This is a genomic window from Herbaspirillum lusitanum (assembly GCF_046025995.1).
Classification (GTDB): Bacteria; Pseudomonadota; Gammaproteobacteria; order Burkholderiales; family Burkholderiaceae_D; genus Herbaspirillum; species Herbaspirillum lusitanum_A.
Window position 1 is genome coordinate 141663 of the sequence record NZ_JAQQFM010000007.1, and the last position, 16968, is coordinate 158630.

Below are 16968 nucleotides of genomic sequence, written 5' to 3' on the forward strand. Positions count from 1 at the left end.
TGTATATTTAACCAGTTGTTCCTGCAATGGTTTGCGCCATATTTTTTGTTTCAGCGGATTTGCCCGCAAGCAAGCGCTGCAGCTCGGGCTGCCGATATCTGCGCGGGCCGAGAACCTCCTTCCTCGCCGCTGATCTATGCATGGCTGTTGTCGTCGCGTCTGTGATTGCCATTCTGTGGCAAACTGCGCGGTTTATCCGGATTGTCGATGGGCTTAATTTGGGCTTGCCGATAATTTCTTTTGGGCAATGTATGCCGCCGGATGCAATGGCCTGCGATCGCCATCGGTGCTGATGATGGCCATCCTGAAACGGGCTCTGAATGCCTGGTGTTGAGCTTTGCCTGGAATTCTTTTTATATAATTTTTACAGCCCTGACAGGGAGCGATAGTTTGAGTTTGATAAAAAATCTGCCGTTCGAATGGTTGGTCGGCATTCGCTACACCCGCGCCGGCAAACGCAGCGGCCGCAACAGTTTCATTTCCTTCATTTCCCTGATTTCAATGGCCGGCATTGCGCTCGGCGTGGCCGCGCTGATCGTAGTGCTGTCGGTGATGAACGGCTTTCAGAAAGAGGTGCGCGACCGCATGCTGTCGGTGCTGCCGCACATCGAAGTATTCGATGCCTCCGGCGCCATGCCGAACTGGGCTGAAGTTGCCAAGCAGACGTTCAACAATAAAGAAGTGATGGGCGCTGCGCCCTACGTCTCGGCGCAGGCCATGATGACGCGCGACGACAACGTGCGCGGCGTGATGGTGCGCGGCGTGGAGCCGGCCGAAGAGCCCAAGGTCTCCGATGTGGTCAAGCAGATCAAGCAGGGCAGCTTCGATTCGCTTAAACCGGGCGAATTCAATATCGTGCTGGGCGGCGAACTGGCGCGCGGCTTGCGCGTGGGGCTGGGCGACAAGGTCACGCTGATTGCGCCGCAGGGCCAGGTGACGCCGGCCGGCGTGTTGCCGCGTCTCAAGCAATTCACGGTGGGCGGTATCTTCGAGGCCGGGCATTACGAGTTCGATTCCTCGCTGGCCTTCATCCATCTGCAAGATGCGGAAACCTTGTTCCGGCTTGACGCGCCGACCGGCTTGCGTCTGCGCATCAAGGACATGCTGCAGGCGCCGCAGGTGACCCAGCAACTGGCCAGTACGCTGACCGGCAATCTGTATCTGCGCGACTGGTCGCAGCAGAACAGCAACTGGTTCGCGGCGGTGAAGACTGAAAAACGCATGATGTTCATCATCCTGACGCTGATCATCGCGGTGGCGGCCTTCAATCTGGTATCGACGCTGGTGATGACCGTGACGGACAAGCAGCCCGACATCGCCATCCTGCGTACGCTGGGCGCTTCGCCCGGATCGATCATGAAGATCTTCATGATCCAGGGCGCGCTGGTGGGCCTGATCGGCACCGGTATCGGCGTGTTGCTGGGCATCGTGGTGGCGCTCAATATCGACGTCGTGGTGCCGTTCATCGAACGCATGTTTCATGTGCAGTTCTTGCCCAAGAGTATCTATGTGATTTCTGAGTTGCCGTCCGACTTGATCTGGTCCGACGTTTATACGATTGGTGGCGTAGCCGTGGTGCTGGCCTTCCTGGCGACGCTGTATCCGAGCTGGTCGGCAGCGCGCGTCAAACCGGCGGAGGCATTGCGCTATGAGTGAAGTGAAGAGCGACGTGAATAATGAAATGAAGAGTGTCTTGACGCAAAAACAGAGCGATAGCGTGGTGCTGAGCTGCCGCGGCCTGGGCAAGACTTTTACCCAGGGCCGTTATTCGGTGAAGGTGCTGGGCGGCATTGATATCGATGTGTACGCGGGCGAGCAAGTCGCGATCGTCGGCGCTTCCGGGTCCGGCAAGTCGACGCTGCTGCATCTGCTGGGCGGACTGGATACGCCAAGCTCAGGCAATGTGAGCTTGCAGGGCAAGGATTTCGCCAGCCTGAGTGAATCGGTACGCGGCGATCTGCGCAATCGCACCTTGGGTTTCGTCTATCAGTTCCACCATCTGCTGCCGGAATTTTCTGCGCTCGACAACGTGGCGATGCCGCTGATGATCCGTCGCGTCAAGCGCGACGAAGCACAGCGTCAGGCGCGCGAAATGCTGGTGCGGGTCGGGCTGGAGTCGCGCGTGACGCACGTGCCGGGCGAATTATCCGGCGGCGAACGGCAGCGCGTGGCGCTGGCGCGCGCGCTGGTGACGCAACCGGCCTGCGTGCTGGCCGATGAGCCGACCGGCAACCTGGATCGGGCCACCGCCGACAAGACTTTCGAATTAATGATAGAACTGTCGCAGACGCTGGGCACTGCCTTCGTCATCGTGACGCATGACAATGACCTCGCCGTGCGCTGCGGCCGTGTGCTGAAGCTGTCTGAAAAGGGTTTGGAACCATCCGTGTAGGGGAACAGGCTTGAACAAGAAAAATAGATGGGGAATCGTACTGGCGGGGGTGTTGATGGTCGGTGCGAGCACGAGTGTGCAAGCGAAAGAAACATTGCTGGTGCAGGTGCCGGCCGCGTTTGACGAGCGTGCGCCGGTCGAGCCGCGTATCAGAGAAGAATGCGCGCTGGATACTATCCTGGGCAATCATGTGTTCCAGAAGGTGGCGGAGAAGTTTCCCGATACCTTGCAGTCGAAGGATATGGCCCGGCTTGACAAGGGGCGGGCACTGAAGCTGACGATTCTGAGCGTGCAGGGTTACGGCGGTGGTGGCTGGAGCGGGTCCAAAGCGATGACGGTGCGTGCCGACCTGCTGCTGGACGGGCTGGTCATACAGACGGCGGTCCGCCGTGAGCATTCGCGTGGTGGCTTATTGGGCGGTATGCGTGGCACCTGCTCGATTCTTGAAATCGTCGCTGAATCGCTGGGCCGTCAGTTTGCGGCCTGGATGGTCAGGGTTGACGGTGCGGCCGCGCCAGCGCCGGCAGCGGCTGTCCCTGCGGCTGCCGGCGTTTCGGTGCAAGCCTTGCCCGAGCCGGCGGCTCAGCCGACGCAGCCGTCAGAACAAATGCAAGTCATGGATCAGACCAACGAACAGCCTGAGCCATAATCGCAGCATGCTGGCAAAGACAGTGCAGGCCTTTGTCATTTATTTATTTATTTATTTATTCAATTCATTTAACTGAGTAGCGACATCATGATGAATACACGTGAATGGCTGGAGGCGCTGGTCGCCTTCGATACCACCAGCCGCAATTCGAATCTGGAGCTGATCACCACCGTGCGTGACAGTCTGGAAAAACAGGGCATCACGCCCTGGTTTGCGCACAACAAGGAACGCACCAAGGCCAACTTGTTCGCCACGCTGCCGGCGACTGCCGGCCCGGAAGCCGGCAATACTCAGGGCGGCATCGTGTTGTCCGGGCATACCGACGTGGTGCCGGTGGATGGCCAGGACTGGGCGACAGACCCGTTCAAGCTGACCGAAAAAGACGGTTCGCTGTACGGCCGCGGCAGCTGCGACATGAAGGGCTTCATCGCCGCTTCGCTGGCGCTGACGCCGGAGTTTCTGCAGATGCCGCGTCTGCGTCCCATCCATCTGGCGTTTTCCTACGACGAGGAAATCGGCTGCGTGGGCGCGCCGGCCATGCTGGAAGAGATCCAGAAGCGCGGTATCAAGGTTGACGGCTGCGTGGTTGGCGAACCGACCAGCATGCAGGTGGTGGTGGCGCACAAGGGCATCAATGTCTTCAATTGCAAGGTGCATGGCCGTTCCGCCCACTCCTCGCTGACGCCCCAGGGCTGTAACGCGATTGAGCACTCGGCGCGCCTGATCTGTGCGATCCGCGACTTTGCCGATGCGTACAAGGCCAAGGGCCCCTACGATCAGCTGTACGACGTGCCGTTCACCACCATGACCACCAATCAGATTCGCGGCGGCATTGCGATCAACACGATTCCCGATCTGTGCGAATTCACCTATGAATTCCGCAATCTGCCGGGCATGTCGGCCAAGGAAATTCAGGCCCAGGTCGAGCGCTATGCGCGCGAAGAACTGCTGCCGAAGATGCAGAAGGAATACCCGGATGCGCGCATCGACATCTCCACCATCGCCGGCAGCCCGGCGCTGGAAACCGCCGAGCAGGAAGCCATCACCGCACTGGTGCGTGCCCTGACCGGCGACCGCGAACAGCGCAAGGTGGCCTACGCGACCGAAGCCGGCCTGTTCCAGCAGATCGGTATTCCGACCATCGTCTGCGGTCCCGGCGACATCGGCAATGCACACAAACCGAATGAATATGTACCGATCGCCCAACTGGAACGCTGCGAAGATTTCCTGCGCAAGCTGGGACGTTCGCTGCAAACGGCCTGAGTCTGAACGGGGCGTATCGTCTGCGGGGCTGAGCGGCTTTCAGGCTGCTCAGGCTTGAACGATATTCACATGCGGGCGCGTCCGATATGCGCCCGCATTGTTTTTGGCGTCGCGTTTTTCCGCCAGCGATCACACATATTCACCTGAGGTTGCCATTCTTTACGTTTGTTAAGACGGTGGCATTGCCGGATTTTCTGTAACCTTACGCCTGCCATCAGAATGACGACGGCGACAGCGGCAGATTCAGCATGTTTTTTGCTTGTCAGTTGTTACCGTTTGTCTGCCTTGTCTTGTGGTGTGCATGTTGCTGCGCGGTCTGGGTTTTAGCCAGGGTTTATCTTTTTTACTGAATGACTGCCATGTGGGTCGATACGCATTGCCATCTGGATGCCGGCGAATTTTCCGGTGAAAACGCCGCGGTTGCCGCGCGCGCGGGGGAGCAGTGCGTGTCGGCGATTGTCATTCCGGCGGTCGAACGCGCCAATTTTGCGGCAGTAGCGCAACTGGCGGCGCAGGCAGGCAACTGCGTGTATGCGCTCGGTATTCATCCGCTGTATGTGCCGCGCGCCGATGAGAGCGATCTGCTGGCGCTGCGCGTGAAGGTCGAGCAGGCACTGGGCGACAAGCTGTTTGTGGCCATCGGTGAAATTGGTCTGGATCTGTTCGTGCCCGAGCTGAAAACGCCCGAGATGCAGGAAAAGCAGGAGCATTTCTACGCCGAGCAACTCAAGCTGGCGCGCGACTTTGCGCTGCCGGTGCTGCTGCACGTGCGACGTTCGCAGGATCTTATCCTCAAGCACTTGCGCCGCATCAAGGTGCCGGGCGGCATTGCACATGCCTTCAACGGCAGTCATCAGCAGGCCGAGACTTTCATTTCCCTGAATTTCAAACTGGGCTTCGGCGGCGCCATGACCTTTCCGCGTTCACTTCAGATACGCCGACTGGCGGCGGAGATGCCGGCCTCGGCCATCGTGCTGGAAACCGACGCTCCCGATATCGCCCCGGCCTGGATACAGCCGGGCGTCAACACGCCGGATCAGATTCCGCGCATCGGCGAAGTGCTGGCCGAGTTGCGCGGTATGTCTGCTTCGCAAGCGGCGCAACTGACTTCCGCCAATGCTCTTGCCGCGCTGCCGCGGCTGGCGTCATCCGGCTTGCTGAACTGAGCCATGCGCAGCCTGATACTCGGATTCTCCATTGGTGTGGCTCTGTTGCAGATGCAGGCGCAATTGCCCGCGCTGGAGTGGTATGCGGTCGGCCTGACGCTGGCGGTTCTGCTGGGTCTGAGCGCCTGGAAATTCTGGCAACCGTTTTTGCGGATTCCGCTATTGCTGACCTGCGGCGCATGGATCGGCTTTCTGTGGGCGGCGGCTTTCGCGCATTACTACCTGGAACAAGAACTGCCGCCCGCATGGGAAGGGCGCGACGTGGTGGTCATGGGCACCGTGGCGGGGCTGCCGGATCGTGTCGATCGCGGCGTGCGCTTCCGTTTCGATGTCGATCAGGTGGTGGTGCAGGACGGCCAGTTGCCGGTGGTGCCGCCGCGTCTGTCGCTGGCCTGGTATGCCGACCGCGATCGCGCGCAGCCGGTGGAAGACGGCGAGCAGACCGGCGGCGCCGGCCTGGCGGCAGGCAGTCTGGCGCATATCAATGAAATCCAGCCCGGCTCGCGCTGGCGTCTCAAGGTGCGCCTGAAACGTCCGCATGGCAATGCCAATCCGGAAGGTTTTGATTATGAGGTTTTCCTGCTGCAGGACGATGTGCGCGCCACCGGTTACGTGCGCAACGATGCGCAGGCGGTCGGCGTCAATCGTCGCCTTGAAGCCTTTGTCTGGAGTCCGTCCAACGTCGTCGAATACGGTCGCGGCTGGCTGCGTGACCACATACTCTCGGCCTTGCCCAATCAGCCCTATGCCGGTGTGCTGGTAGCGCTGGTGATCGGCGATCAGCGCGCCATCAGCCAATCCGACTGGAGCATCTTCAATCGCACCGGCATCGGCCATCTGATGGCGATTTCCGGGCTCCATATTACTTTGCTGGCCGGCATGTTCGCCGGACTGGCGAGCTGGCTGTGGCGCCGTTCCTTCTTCACGCGTGCGCAATTGCCGTTGCGGGTGCCGGCGCAAAAGGTCGGCATCGTCGCCGGTTTGCTGGCGGCGATGGTCTATGTGTTTCTGGCCGGTTTCGGCGTGCCGGCGCAGCGCACTTTATACATGCTGATCGTGGTTGGGCTGGCATTCTGGTTCGGCCGCCTGACGCGGGTCTCGACCATTCTCTGTCTGGCACTCGGCGCGGTCTTGCTGTTCGATCCCTGGGCCGTGCTGTGGCCCGGTTTCTGGCTGTCGTTCGGCGCCGTGGCCTTGATTCTGTATGCCTCGGTCGGCCGCATGACGGCCGAGCAGAGTATGCGTGCTGCGCGTCGTACGCGCTGGTGGCACAAGAGCTGGCGCGCCATCCGCAGCGGTGCGCACGCACAATACGTGGTGACGCTCGGCCTGGTGCCGCTGACGCTGCTGCTGTTCGGCCAGTATTCGCTGGTCAGCCCGCTGGCCAACGCCATTGCGATTCCGCTGGTGACCTTGCTGGTGACGCCGCTGGCGCTGTTGGGCAGCGTGTTGCCGGGCATGCTGGCGCAGTGGGTGCTGCTGGTGCCGCACCAACTACTGGAGTGGCTGGCGATGTTCCTGCAATGGCTGGACAGCCTGCCGTTCGCGGTCTGGGAAACGCCCCTGCCGAGCTGGTGGATGTTCTTGCTGGCCTTGATCGGCACCGTGCTGTTGCTGGCGCCGCGCGGCTGGCCGGCACGCTGGCTGGGTCTGTTCGGCTGGCTGCCGCTGGTGCTGAATGCACCGCTGTCGCCGGAAGACGGCAGCATGCGCGTGACTGCACTGGATGTCGGGCAGGGCATGGCCTTGCTGATCGAAACGCCGGGGCATCGCTTGCTGTACGACACCGGTCCGTATTACACGCCGCAGTCGGATGCCGGCAACCGCGCGATCCTGCCTTACCTGCGTGCGCGCGGCATCGACCATCTGGACCGGGTGGTGGTCTCGCATAATGACAACGATCATTCGGGCGGCGCCTTGTCGATCTTCAAGGGCATCGCGGTCGACAGCGTGTATTCCTCCTTGTCGGCCAGCAGCCCGATTGTCAAAGCGGCGCCGCGCCATCAGCGTTGCGTGGCGGGACAGTCGTGGAACTGGGATGGCATAGGCTTCAGCATGCTGCATCCGACCGCCGCCAGTTACGACAGCGAAAAATGGCGACCGAATGCGCGCAGTTGTGTATTGAAAGTGCAGATCGGCCGGCAGTCGATTTTGCTGGCCGGCGATATCGAGGCAATACAGGAAGATGAATTGGTGAACGGCCCGCTGGCCGAGCAATTGCAATCGACGGTATTGCTGGCGCCGCATCATGGGAGCGGCACCTCGTCGACACTGCCGTTCCTGCGCGCGGTGCGGCCGGAGATCGCGCTGTTCCAGGTCGGCTATCGCAATCGCTTCAATCATCCCAAGGCGGAGGTGGTCGAACGCTACCGGCAACTGGGCATACGCCGTCTGCGCACCGATGAGTCGGGCGCGGTGACCTTCAGCTTCGGCGATCAACTGGAAACCAGCGAATACAGGCGCGAACATCAGCGTTACTGGTACGGGCGTTAGCCGCTCGCGATTGCTGGCTTCAGTCGCAGATTGTTCGTGCCGGAAAAAAGCACGCTCAGGTTCGCCGGCGTTTTGATATGCTGACATTTTTCAGGTCTGCCGCTTGCACGCCGCTTGTACGCGGCTTGCTCTTCGCGCCTCGCCGCGGCCTGAATTCCGCAGCTTGATGTCAAGCCCTCAGAAGCTATCGCCAGAATGCCCGCAACATGAGTTTGCCCATCCTCCATTTCGCCCATGCCAACAGCTATCCCTCCGGCACCTATGGCATGTTCTTTCAGCAATTGCGCATGCATTACGATGTGCGCGCCTTGCCGCTGCATGCACACAATCCCAAGTATCCGGTGGATGACGGCTGGCGCAAGCTGAGCAAAGAGTTGGTCGAGGTGCTGGAAAGCAGTTATACCGCGCCGGTGATTCTGGTCGGGCATTCCATGGGCGGCATCCTGTCGCTGATGGCTGCACGCAAGCGGCCCGATCTGGCGCGATGTGTGGTCTTGCTGGATTCGCCCATCGTGGCAGGCTGGCGCGCCTCGGCCTTGCGTATGGCCAAATTGCTCAAAGTGGAAAGCAAGCGTTCGCCGGCCGTGGCCTCGGTCCGGCGCCGCAATGTCTGGCCGGACATGGAGTCGGCTTATCAACATTACGCCGCCAAGGCGATGTTCGCGGCCTGGCCGCAGCAGGTGCTGCGCGACTATGTAGAGCACGGTATCGAGCCGCACGATTCCGGCCAGGTCAGGTTGAAATTCACGCGCGAGGCGGAAACGGCGGTCTACCGCACGATTCCTCACCATCTGGGCGGCTTGACGCGGCGTCCGTATCCGGTGCCGATCGGATTCGTCGGCGGCGCGGATTCGGCGGAATGCCGGATGGCCGGGCTGGATGCCACCAGACGGCTGGTCGGTCAACATTTTCGCCAGATCGCAGGCGGCCATCTGTTCCCGATGGAGGCGCCGTTGCCTGCGGCGCAGGCCACCCATGAAATGATTCAAAGCCTGCTGGCCGGTACTTAAAGAAAGTGGCCGCTGCCGTTGCGGCGGCATATTGCATTACAGATATTTTTCGGGCGCAGAGACAGATTTGCACGTCGATGCACGTAAAAGGGGATTAAAAAAGCGAGCGCTTTGGGGTATAATTTGAATTTCCCGCACGTGCCGTTCGGCACTCATCTGTAATGACCAAGTTTGTATTTGTCACTGGCGGCGTCGTGTCTTCCCTGGGTAAAGGGATTGCCGCCGCGTCTCTCGCTGCGATCCTCGAATCGCGCGGCCTGAAAGTCACCCTCCTTAAGCTCGATCCCTACATCAACGTCGATCCCGGCACGATGAGCCCGCTGCAACACGGCGAAGTGTTCGTCACCGATGACGGCGCCGAGACCGATCTCGACCTGGGCCACTACGAGCGCTTCATCTCTGCCAAGATGAAGAAGGTCAATAACTTCACCACCGGCCAGGTCTACGAATCGGTGATCCGCAAGGAACGTCGCGGCGAATATCTGGGCAAGACCGTGCAGGTCATCCCGCACATCACCAACGAAATTCAGGAATTCATCCATCGCGGCGCTGAAGGCTATGAAGTTGCGCTGGTGGAAATCGGCGGCACCGTCGGCGATATCGAGTCGCTGCCTTTCCTCGAAGCTGCACGTCAGCTGAGCCTGCGCTCCGGTCGCAACGCCGCCGCCTTCGTGCATCTGACGCTGGTACCTTACCTGGCTTCGGCTGGCGAACTGAAAACCAAGCCAACTCAGCACAGCGTGCAGAAGCTGCGTGAAATCGGTATCTTGCCGGACGCGCTGCTGTGCCGCGCCGACCGCCGTATCCCTGACGACGAACGCGACAAGATTTCGCTGTTTTCCAACGTCCCTACCGACGCCGTGATTTCGGTGTGGGATGCCGATAGCATCTATAAGATTCCGCAGATGCTGCACGACCAGGGTCTGGATACCATTATCTGCGAGAAGCTGGGCCTGTCGCCCAACGACGCCGATCTGAGCGTATGGGACAAGCTGATCGATGCGCAGAACAATCCTTCGCACGAAGTGACCATCGGCATGGTCGGCAAGTATGTCGATCTGACCGAATCGTACAAGTCGCTGACTGAAGCGCTGCGCCACGCCGGTATCCATACCGGCAGCCGCGTGAATATCGAATATCTGGATTCTGAAGAAATCGAATCCAGCGGTACCGCCAATCTGGCCAAGTACGATGCGATTCTGGTGCCGGGCGGTTTCGGCAAGCGCGGCGTGGAAGGCAAGATCGCCGCCGCGCGTTTCGCGCGTGAAAATCAGGTGCCGTATCTGGGCATCTGCCTCGGCATGCAAGTGGCGCTGCTGGAATATGCGCGCAACAAGGCGGGTCTGCCCAAGGCGAATTCGACCGAGTTCGATCCTGAGACGGAACAGCCGGTCGTCGCGCTGATCGACGAATGGCAAAACCACGACGGCAAGGTCGAACGTCGCGATGCCAATTCGGATCTGGGCGGCACCATGCGTCTGGGCGCGCAGACCTGTGACATCAAGCCCGGTACGCTGGCGTCAGAAATCTACGGCGACAAGGTGACCGAACGTCACCGTCACCGTTACGAAGCCAACAATTTTTACCTCACCCGTGTGGAAGAGGCTGGCATGGTGGTATCGGCGCGTACCCCTAGCGAAGACCTGTGCGAAATCATGGAATTGCCACGCACCGGCGATAACGCGCATCCCTGGTATCTGGGCGTGCAGTATCACCCTGAGTTCAAGTCGACGCCGCGCGATGGTCATCCGCTGTTCATTTCCTTCATCCGGGCTGCGCTGGCGCATCACGATGCCACTGCGAAAGGACAAGCATGAAACTGTGCGACTTTGAGATCGGTCTGGACCGGCCTTTCTTCCTGATTGCCGGCACCTGTGTGATCGAATCCGAACAGATGGCGCTGGACACCGCCGGCTATCTGAAGGAAATCACCGCCGAGCTGGGCATTCCTTTCATCTACAAGTCTTCGTTCGACAAGGCCAACCGTTCATCGGGTACCTCTTTCCGTGGGCTGGGTATGGAAAAGGGCCTGGAGATTCTGGCCAAGGTGAAGAAGCAGATCGGCGTGCCGGTGCTGACCGACATCCATGAGATCGACGAGATCAAGCCGGTCTCGGAAGTGGTCGACGTCTTGCAGACGCCGGCTTTTCTGTGCCGCCAGACCGACTTCATCCGCGCTTGCGCGCAGTCGGGCAAGCCGGTCAACATCAAGAAGGGCCAGTTTCTGGCGCCGCACGACATGATCAACGTGATCGACAAAGCGCGCGCGGCAGCCAAGGAAGCCGGTCTGCCTGTTGATAATTTCATGACCTGCGAACGCGGCGTGTCTTTCGGCTATAACAATCTGGTGTCCGACATGCGCAGCCTCGCGATCATGCGCGAGACCGGCGCGCCGGTGGTATTCGATGCCACGCACTCGGTACAGTTGCCGGGCGGCCAGGGTACTTCCTCGGGTGGCCAGCGCGAGTTCGTGCCGGTGCTGGCGCGTGCCGCCATCGCCACCGGTATTTCGGGCGTGTTCATGGAAACCCATCCGAACCCGGCCGAAGCCATGTCCGACGGCCCCAATGCGGTGCCGCTGGCGCGCATGAAAGAATTGCTGAGCACCATGGTCGAACTGGACCGCGTGGTTAAAAAAGCAGGTTTCCTGGAAAACAATTTTTCCTGACTGCGGTCATAGCGGAAGCCGGAGCTGATGCTTCGTCTTCATGCCTTTCCGCCTTGCTGAAAATTTGCTGAACGGTACCGAATTCATCAACGATGAATTCGCCGGATTCAGCCGGTCGGAAGGCGTCGCAGCGCAGCCGTCACGTTTTTAAAAACCTTGATTGATGGAGATGTTGAATGAGTGCAATCGTTGATATTATCGGCCGCGAAGTGATCGATTCCCGTGGTAATCCAACCGTCGAATGCGACGTGCTGCTGGAGTCCGGCGTACTGGGCCGTGCTGCCGTTCCTTCCGGTGCCTCCACCGGTTCGCGCGAAGCCATTGAGCTGCGCGACGGCGACAAGAGCCGTTATTTCGGCAAGGGCGTGCTGCAAGCCTGCGAAAATATCAATACCGAAATCTCGGAAGCGATCATGGGCCTGGACGCCAATGAGCAAGCTTTCCTGGATCGCACTCTGATCGATCTCGACGGCACCGAAAACAAGAGCCGCCTGGGCGCCAACGCCATGCTGGCGGTGTCGATGGCAGTTGCCAAGGCTGCGGCTGAAGAATCCGGCCTGCCCTTGTATCGCTATTTCGGCGGCAGCGGTTCGATGCAGATGCCGGTGCCGATGATGAACGTCATCAACGGCGGCGCGCACGCCGACAACAACCTGGACATCCAGGAATTCATGATCATCCCGATCGGCGCGCCAAGCTTCCGCGAAGCGATCCGTTACGGCGCCGAAGTGTTCCACACCCTGAAGAAGATTCTGCACGACCGCGGTCTGGCCACTTCCGTCGGCGACGAAGGCGGCTTTGCTCCCAACGTCTCCAGCCACGAAGAAGCGATCAAGCTGATCATCGAAGCGATCGAGAAGGCCGGCTACGAGCCGGGCACACAAATCGCTCTGGGCCTGGATTGCGCCGCCAGCGAATACTTCAAGGACGGCAACTATCATCTGGCCGGCGAAAACATGGTGCTGACACCGGCACAGAAGACCGGTCTGCTGGCATCGTGGTGCGACAAGTACCCAATCATCAGCATCGAAGACGGCATGGCCGAAAACGACTGGGCCGGCTGGCAACTGTTGACCGAAACGCTGGGCAAGAAGGTGCAACTGGTCGGCGACGACCTGTTTGTCACCAACACCAAGATCCTGAAAGAAGGCATCGACAAGGGCATCGCCAATTCGATCCTGATCAAGATCAACCAGATCGGTACGCTCACTGAAACATTCGCCGCCATCGAAATGGCCAAGCGCGCAGGTTATACCGCCGTGATCTCGCACCGTTCCGGCGAGACCGAAGATTCGACCATTGCCGACATCGCCGTCGGCATGAACGCGCTGCAGATCAAGACCGGCTCGATGTCGCGTTCGGATCGCATGGCCAAGTACAATCAGCTGCTGCGCATCGAGGAAGATCTGGGCGATATCGCCAGCTATCCGGGTCGTTCGGCTTTCTACAATCTCAAATAAGAACGGCGGCGCTGCATGCTCAGGCTTGCAGCGCCAGCCTCTGACTCCTCGCGTCAATGCGCCTCATCATTCTTTGCCTGTCGGTCCTGCTGGTGCTGATCCAGTATCCGCTTTGGCTGGGCAAGGGCGGCTGGCTGAAAGTCGGCGATCTGGACAAACAGGTGCAGCAGGCGCGTCAGAAGAACGACGAGCTCAAGGCGCGCAACGCCAAGCTGCAATCCGAAGTCGAAGATCTCAAGGAAAGCAAGGGCGCGGTGGAAGAGCGTGCGCGTTACGAGCTGGGCATGATCAAGCAGAACGAAGTGTTCGTGCAGATTCTTGATCCGTCGACCGGCAAGCCCTTGCCGCCGGCCAATGCAGTCAATCCTTTCATGCCGGGATCGGGCGAGCCGAACAGCGTTTCCATTCCCGCGAATGCTCCGCCTGTGAGTTCACAAGCCGGCAGATCCAAGCCTTAGTTGCCGGCGTAAGCGTCAGCCAGAGATTCAAGCTGCTCAAACAGATTCACGCAGGAACCATGCAAGCCGGTTCCTGTTTTCTTTTCTGCTCCGATTTTCCACCGTTTCTCTTGCCGCCTTTTCGGCATCTTCAGGTTTTGCATGGCTATCGATACTCCCTTGTCGCTGTTGGGCCTGAGCACCACGCCGCTGGAACTGATTTCCTTTGTGCTGGCGATGCTGACAGTGTGGCTCAACATCCGCCAGAATCACTGGGCCTGGCTGTTTTCGATCGTCTCTTCTGTTTTATATGCTGCGGTGTTTGCCGATTCACGTCTGTACGGCGACGCCGGTCTGCAGTTCGTGTTTGTCGCCGTGTCCTTGTGGGGCTGGTATCAGTGGCTGCGCGGCGGTGATGCGCATCAGCCGCTGCAAGTGTCGGTATTGAGCCGGCGCGGCTGGCAAGTGATGCTGTTGTGCTGGGTGCTGGGTTTTCTGCTGCTGTCGTATTTCCTGCGGCGCTTCACCGATACCGATGTGCCGCACATGGACGGTTTTCTGACCGCCGGTAGTCTGGTTGGCCAATTTCTGTTGTCGCGCAAGAAGCTGGAAAACTGGCTGGTCTGGATTGCCGTGGATGTGCTGTATGTCGGCCTGTATATCTACAAGCAACTGCATCTGACGGCGCTGCTGTACGCGCTGTTCGTATTGATGGCGATGCAGGGCTGGCGGCAATGGCGCAAGTCTGCAGCCGCGTCGCTTCCTGCATAGCAAAAGCCTGGCGCTTGAAATCTCAGGCAACAAAAAAGCGGGCGCCGGTGATGATGCCCGCTTTTCTTGCTTCGTCTGATAGTGTTGCTATCTCTTCATTTCGCCGGAGGTGTCGCATCGGCGAACACGATGCGATTCTTGCCGGCGTTCTTGGCTTTGTACAAGGCCGCATCCGCGCGCTTGATCAGCTCGGTCTGATCTTCGCCCTTGGTGTGTTGTGCCACGCCGGCACTGAAGGTAATCAGCAGGCGCTGCGTGTCATGCATGAAGATGCGTTTGGTCAGCTCGCGCTGCACGCGGGTAATGATCTGCATTGCGTCCAGCGGGCCGGTTTCCGGCATCAGCACGAGGAATTCCTCGCCGCCGAAACGTGCGATCACATCCAGCTTGCGCAGCGTGTCCTTGACGACCTGTACCAGGTGCACCAGCACTTCATCGCCGGTGGCATGGCCGTGGGTATCGTTGATGCGCTTGAAGTCGTCGAGGTCGAGCAGGGCGATGCAAAGCGGCGTATCGCGCCGAACGGCATTGGTGATCTCGCGATCCAGCGATTCGTCCATGCCGCGTCGATTCAGACTGCCGGTCAACTGATCTTCGCGCACCAGTTCGCCCATCTGCACCAGTTGAGTTTCCAGCGCCTGGATGCGTGCTTCCGCCTTTTGCACTTCCTGTCGTGCCGTTTCCATATCATCGCGCGAACGCATGGCCTGATCCTGCGCATTCTGGGTTTCACGCATGATGTCGGTCAGCACCGAATTCAGATCGCTAATGTTGCCGGCCTGGCTGATCTGCTGCGAGAAACCGGTGATGGTCTGGTGATATTCGTTGGTCGTGGAGACCATGGCGCTGAGGCGGTCGACGAAGGTCAGCATCATGTTCTTGACCACGACCTTTTCTTCCGACAGCGTGTTCTTCAGCAAGCCTTGTTTGTAGATCACTTCCTTCAGGCTCTTGGTGGCGTCGGCCAGCGAGGTCTGGCTGATCGGCCCGGTGATCAGATCCTGCACCGCCGTGATCTGTCCGCTCAGCCATGAGCCTTGCTCCAGCAAGCCGTGAATATTGTCCAGCAGCAGCTGGAACAGGCGCATCAGCAATTCCTGCTGCTGCGCCATGTCGCCGGTCTTGAGTTCGATCTGGAAGCTCAGTTGCTTGATGCGCGTGACGACTTCATTCATGGTCGGCTCGGAGAACGCCATTTTCAGATCCTGGCCCGCCGACTTTGATTCATTCGCCATTTCAGGCGCGCTCGGCAGCAGCGAGGGCAGGTTGAAAATCAGTACCCGCGCCAAGACCTCGCGCAAGACTTTTTCCTTCTTGCTATCGCGGATGAATTCGCGCTCGAGATCGACCGGCACCAGTTCGCCGTGCGGCACGACGCTGCGCACATACATATTCTGTTCGGCAAATTCGTTCAGTTCCTGCCCATACGCTTCCCAGTCGCCGACTTCAATCGACACCGTCAGGCGTTGTCCCAGTTTGCCGGCTTCGCCGGGCTGCATGGCAAGATTGGAGGCAAGATTGGCGAGGACGGTTTCGGGTCTGAATTCGATGTCGCCGCCCTGAATTTCTTCATACGCGACGCGATAAGCTTCAGGTGTAGGCGCGATGCGGCGTGTGCCCAGGCGTTGGAACGCCTCGCGCGCGATATCGACAGGGGATTGCGTGGACGGTTTTTTTGACATGCCGAGTGGACGATTTGATTGGACAGCTTATTGACTGTTTGATATTGAGATAGCCCGTATCTGGTCTTGCGCCGGAGTGCATGTTTTTCTTCGCGGCGGGCGCCGGACAGTCCGATGATTCCCCCCTGGAAACCCGTGTGAGCTGTGCGTCGCGGTCTCTGCCTGCGTCGAAAAACTTGATTGATTTTACGCCAGGCTTTTCCCGCTGAGGGCGCGAGAAGGAGGGGATTTAGGCTTTGTTTCGGCTTACCGCCGGTATCTTGCCGGGCGGCATGTATGTCGACACTCTTTTTTTATTCCACCAGATTGTTTTTTAGCGCGTAATGGGTCAGTTCTGCATTGTGGCGCAGCTTCATCTTCACCAGCACCCGGGAGCGATACATGCTGATGGTCTTGACCGACAACACCAGTTCGGCGGCGATGTCGCTCACCGTTTTACCTGACGCAATCATGACCATGGTCTGGTATTCGCGATCGGACAGAGTTTCGTGCAGCGGCGCCTCATGGTCGAAGCCGATCTGGTTGGCCAGTTCCTGCGCCAGCGAGGGGCTGATGTATTTGCGACCGGCGGCCACCTGACGAATGGCGCTGAGAATTTCCGACGGCGACACTTGCTTGTTGAGAAATCCGGCCGCACCGGCCTTCAATGCGCGAATCGCATATTGATCTTCACGATGAATGGACAGGATCAGCACCGGCAGCTTGGGCTGTTCCTTGCGGATCTGCTTGAGGATGTCGATGCCGTTGCGGTCCGGCAGCACGATGTCGAGCAGCATCACATCACCGTTGCCGACCCGGCACAGCTTGATCGCTTCCACGCCGTTGGCGGCATTGCCGACCACCACCACGTCCTTGGTTCCGGCGCAAATCTGTTTGAGGCCTTCGCGTACGATTGCGTGGTCATCCGCAATCAGAACTTTGATGGCCGCGTTTGCTTTTTTTGTCATGGATTGTTCAACTGGATCTGAATCGGCAAG

At 59.4% G+C, this 16968-nt stretch carries 15 protein-coding genes; 12 read left to right on the top strand and 3 right to left on the bottom strand.

The genetic code is table 11. From position 1 onward, the window contains the following. Window positions 1-390 precede the first annotated feature (390 nt). From PQR62_RS16550 to ftsB, 11 genes are all read left to right on the top strand, one after another. Window positions 391-1656 (top strand): lipoprotein-releasing ABC transporter permease subunit, encoded by a 1266-nt coding sequence (locus PQR62_RS16550; RefSeq protein WP_408159088.1) that lies wholly within the window; start codon window positions 391-393, stop codon window positions 1654-1656. A 25-nt stretch (window positions 1657-1681) separates the two neighbouring features. Beyond that, window positions 1682-2392 (top strand): lipoprotein-releasing ABC transporter ATP-binding protein LolD, encoded by a 711-nt coding sequence (gene lolD, locus PQR62_RS16555; RefSeq protein ID WP_408159369.1) that lies wholly within the window; start codon window positions 1682-1684, stop codon window positions 2390-2392. Window positions 2393-2402: 10 nt separating this feature from the next. Beyond that, a complete protein-coding gene (locus tag PQR62_RS16560) occupies window positions 2403-3041 on the top strand; it encodes a hypothetical protein (protein WP_408159089.1) in 639 nt (212 codons plus the stop codon). 90 nt (window positions 3042-3131) lie between these two features. Continuing rightward, on the top strand, window positions 3132-4304 hold the full coding sequence (gene argE, locus PQR62_RS16565) for an acetylornithine deacetylase (protein ID WP_408159370.1): 1173 nt from the start codon (window positions 3132-3134) through the stop codon (window positions 4302-4304). 359 nt (window positions 4305-4663) lie between these two features. Next, window positions 4664-5470, top strand: a complete 807-nt coding sequence (locus tag PQR62_RS16570; RefSeq protein WP_408159090.1) for a TatD family hydrolase — start codon at window positions 4664-4666, stop codon at window positions 5468-5470. Between the two features lie 3 nt (window positions 5471-5473). Next, on the top strand, window positions 5474-7963 hold the full coding sequence (locus PQR62_RS16575; protein WP_408159091.1) for a DNA internalization-related competence protein ComEC/Rec2: 2490 nt from the start codon (window positions 5474-5476) through the stop codon (window positions 7961-7963). A 206-nt stretch (window positions 7964-8169) separates the two neighbouring features. Then, complete coding sequence (locus PQR62_RS16580) at window positions 8170-8973, top strand: alpha/beta fold hydrolase (RefSeq protein ID WP_408159092.1); 804 nt, start codon at window positions 8170-8172, stop codon at window positions 8971-8973. Window positions 8974-9134: 161 nt separating this feature from the next. Continuing rightward, complete coding sequence (pyrG, locus tag PQR62_RS16585) at window positions 9135-10790, top strand: CTP synthase (protein ID WP_408159093.1); 1656 nt, start codon at window positions 9135-9137, stop codon at window positions 10788-10790. Then, entirely contained in the window at window positions 10787-11641 is an 855-nt protein-coding gene (kdsA, locus tag PQR62_RS16590; RefSeq protein WP_408159094.1) for a 3-deoxy-8-phosphooctulonate synthase, read from the top strand. The genes pyrG and kdsA overlap by 4 nt, the downstream gene beginning before the upstream one ends. Window positions 11642-11817: 176 nt before the next feature. Further along, window positions 11818-13101 (top strand): phosphopyruvate hydratase, encoded by a 1284-nt coding sequence (gene eno / locus PQR62_RS16595; RefSeq protein WP_408159095.1) that lies wholly within the window; start codon window positions 11818-11820, stop codon window positions 13099-13101. A gap of 56 nt (window positions 13102-13157) precedes the next feature. Next, window positions 13158-13559 (top strand): cell division protein FtsB, encoded by a 402-nt coding sequence (gene ftsB, locus PQR62_RS16600; protein ID WP_408159097.1) that lies wholly within the window; start codon window positions 13158-13160, stop codon window positions 13557-13559. Here the strand turns inward: ftsB and PQR62_RS16605 are convergent. Beyond that, a complete protein-coding gene (locus tag PQR62_RS16605) occupies window positions 13556-13702 on the bottom strand; it encodes a hypothetical protein (protein WP_408159098.1) in 147 nt (48 codons plus the stop codon). The two genes, ftsB and PQR62_RS16605, sit on opposite strands and share 4 nt — an antisense overlap. On the opposite strand from PQR62_RS16605, the gene pnuC reads away from it, so the two are divergent. Continuing rightward, the gene (pnuC, locus tag PQR62_RS16610; protein ID WP_408159099.1) at window positions 13701-14309 is read left to right on the top strand and encodes a nicotinamide riboside transporter PnuC; all 609 of its coding nucleotides are present in this window, start codon (window positions 13701-13703) and stop codon (window positions 14307-14309) included. The two genes, PQR62_RS16605 and pnuC, sit on opposite strands and share 2 nt — an antisense overlap. Before the next feature lie 95 nt (window positions 14310-14404). On the opposite strand, the gene PQR62_RS16615 is transcribed toward pnuC, so the two are convergent. Then, complete coding sequence (locus PQR62_RS16615) at window positions 14405-15991, bottom strand: GGDEF domain-containing protein (RefSeq protein WP_408159100.1); 1587 nt, start codon at window positions 15989-15991, stop codon at window positions 14405-14407. Between the two features lie 293 nt (window positions 15992-16284). Next, the gene (locus PQR62_RS16620; RefSeq protein WP_408159101.1) at window positions 16285-16938 is read right to left on the bottom strand and encodes a response regulator; all 654 of its coding nucleotides are present in this window, start codon (window positions 16936-16938) and stop codon (window positions 16285-16287) included. Window positions 16939-16968: the final 30 nt, after the last annotated feature.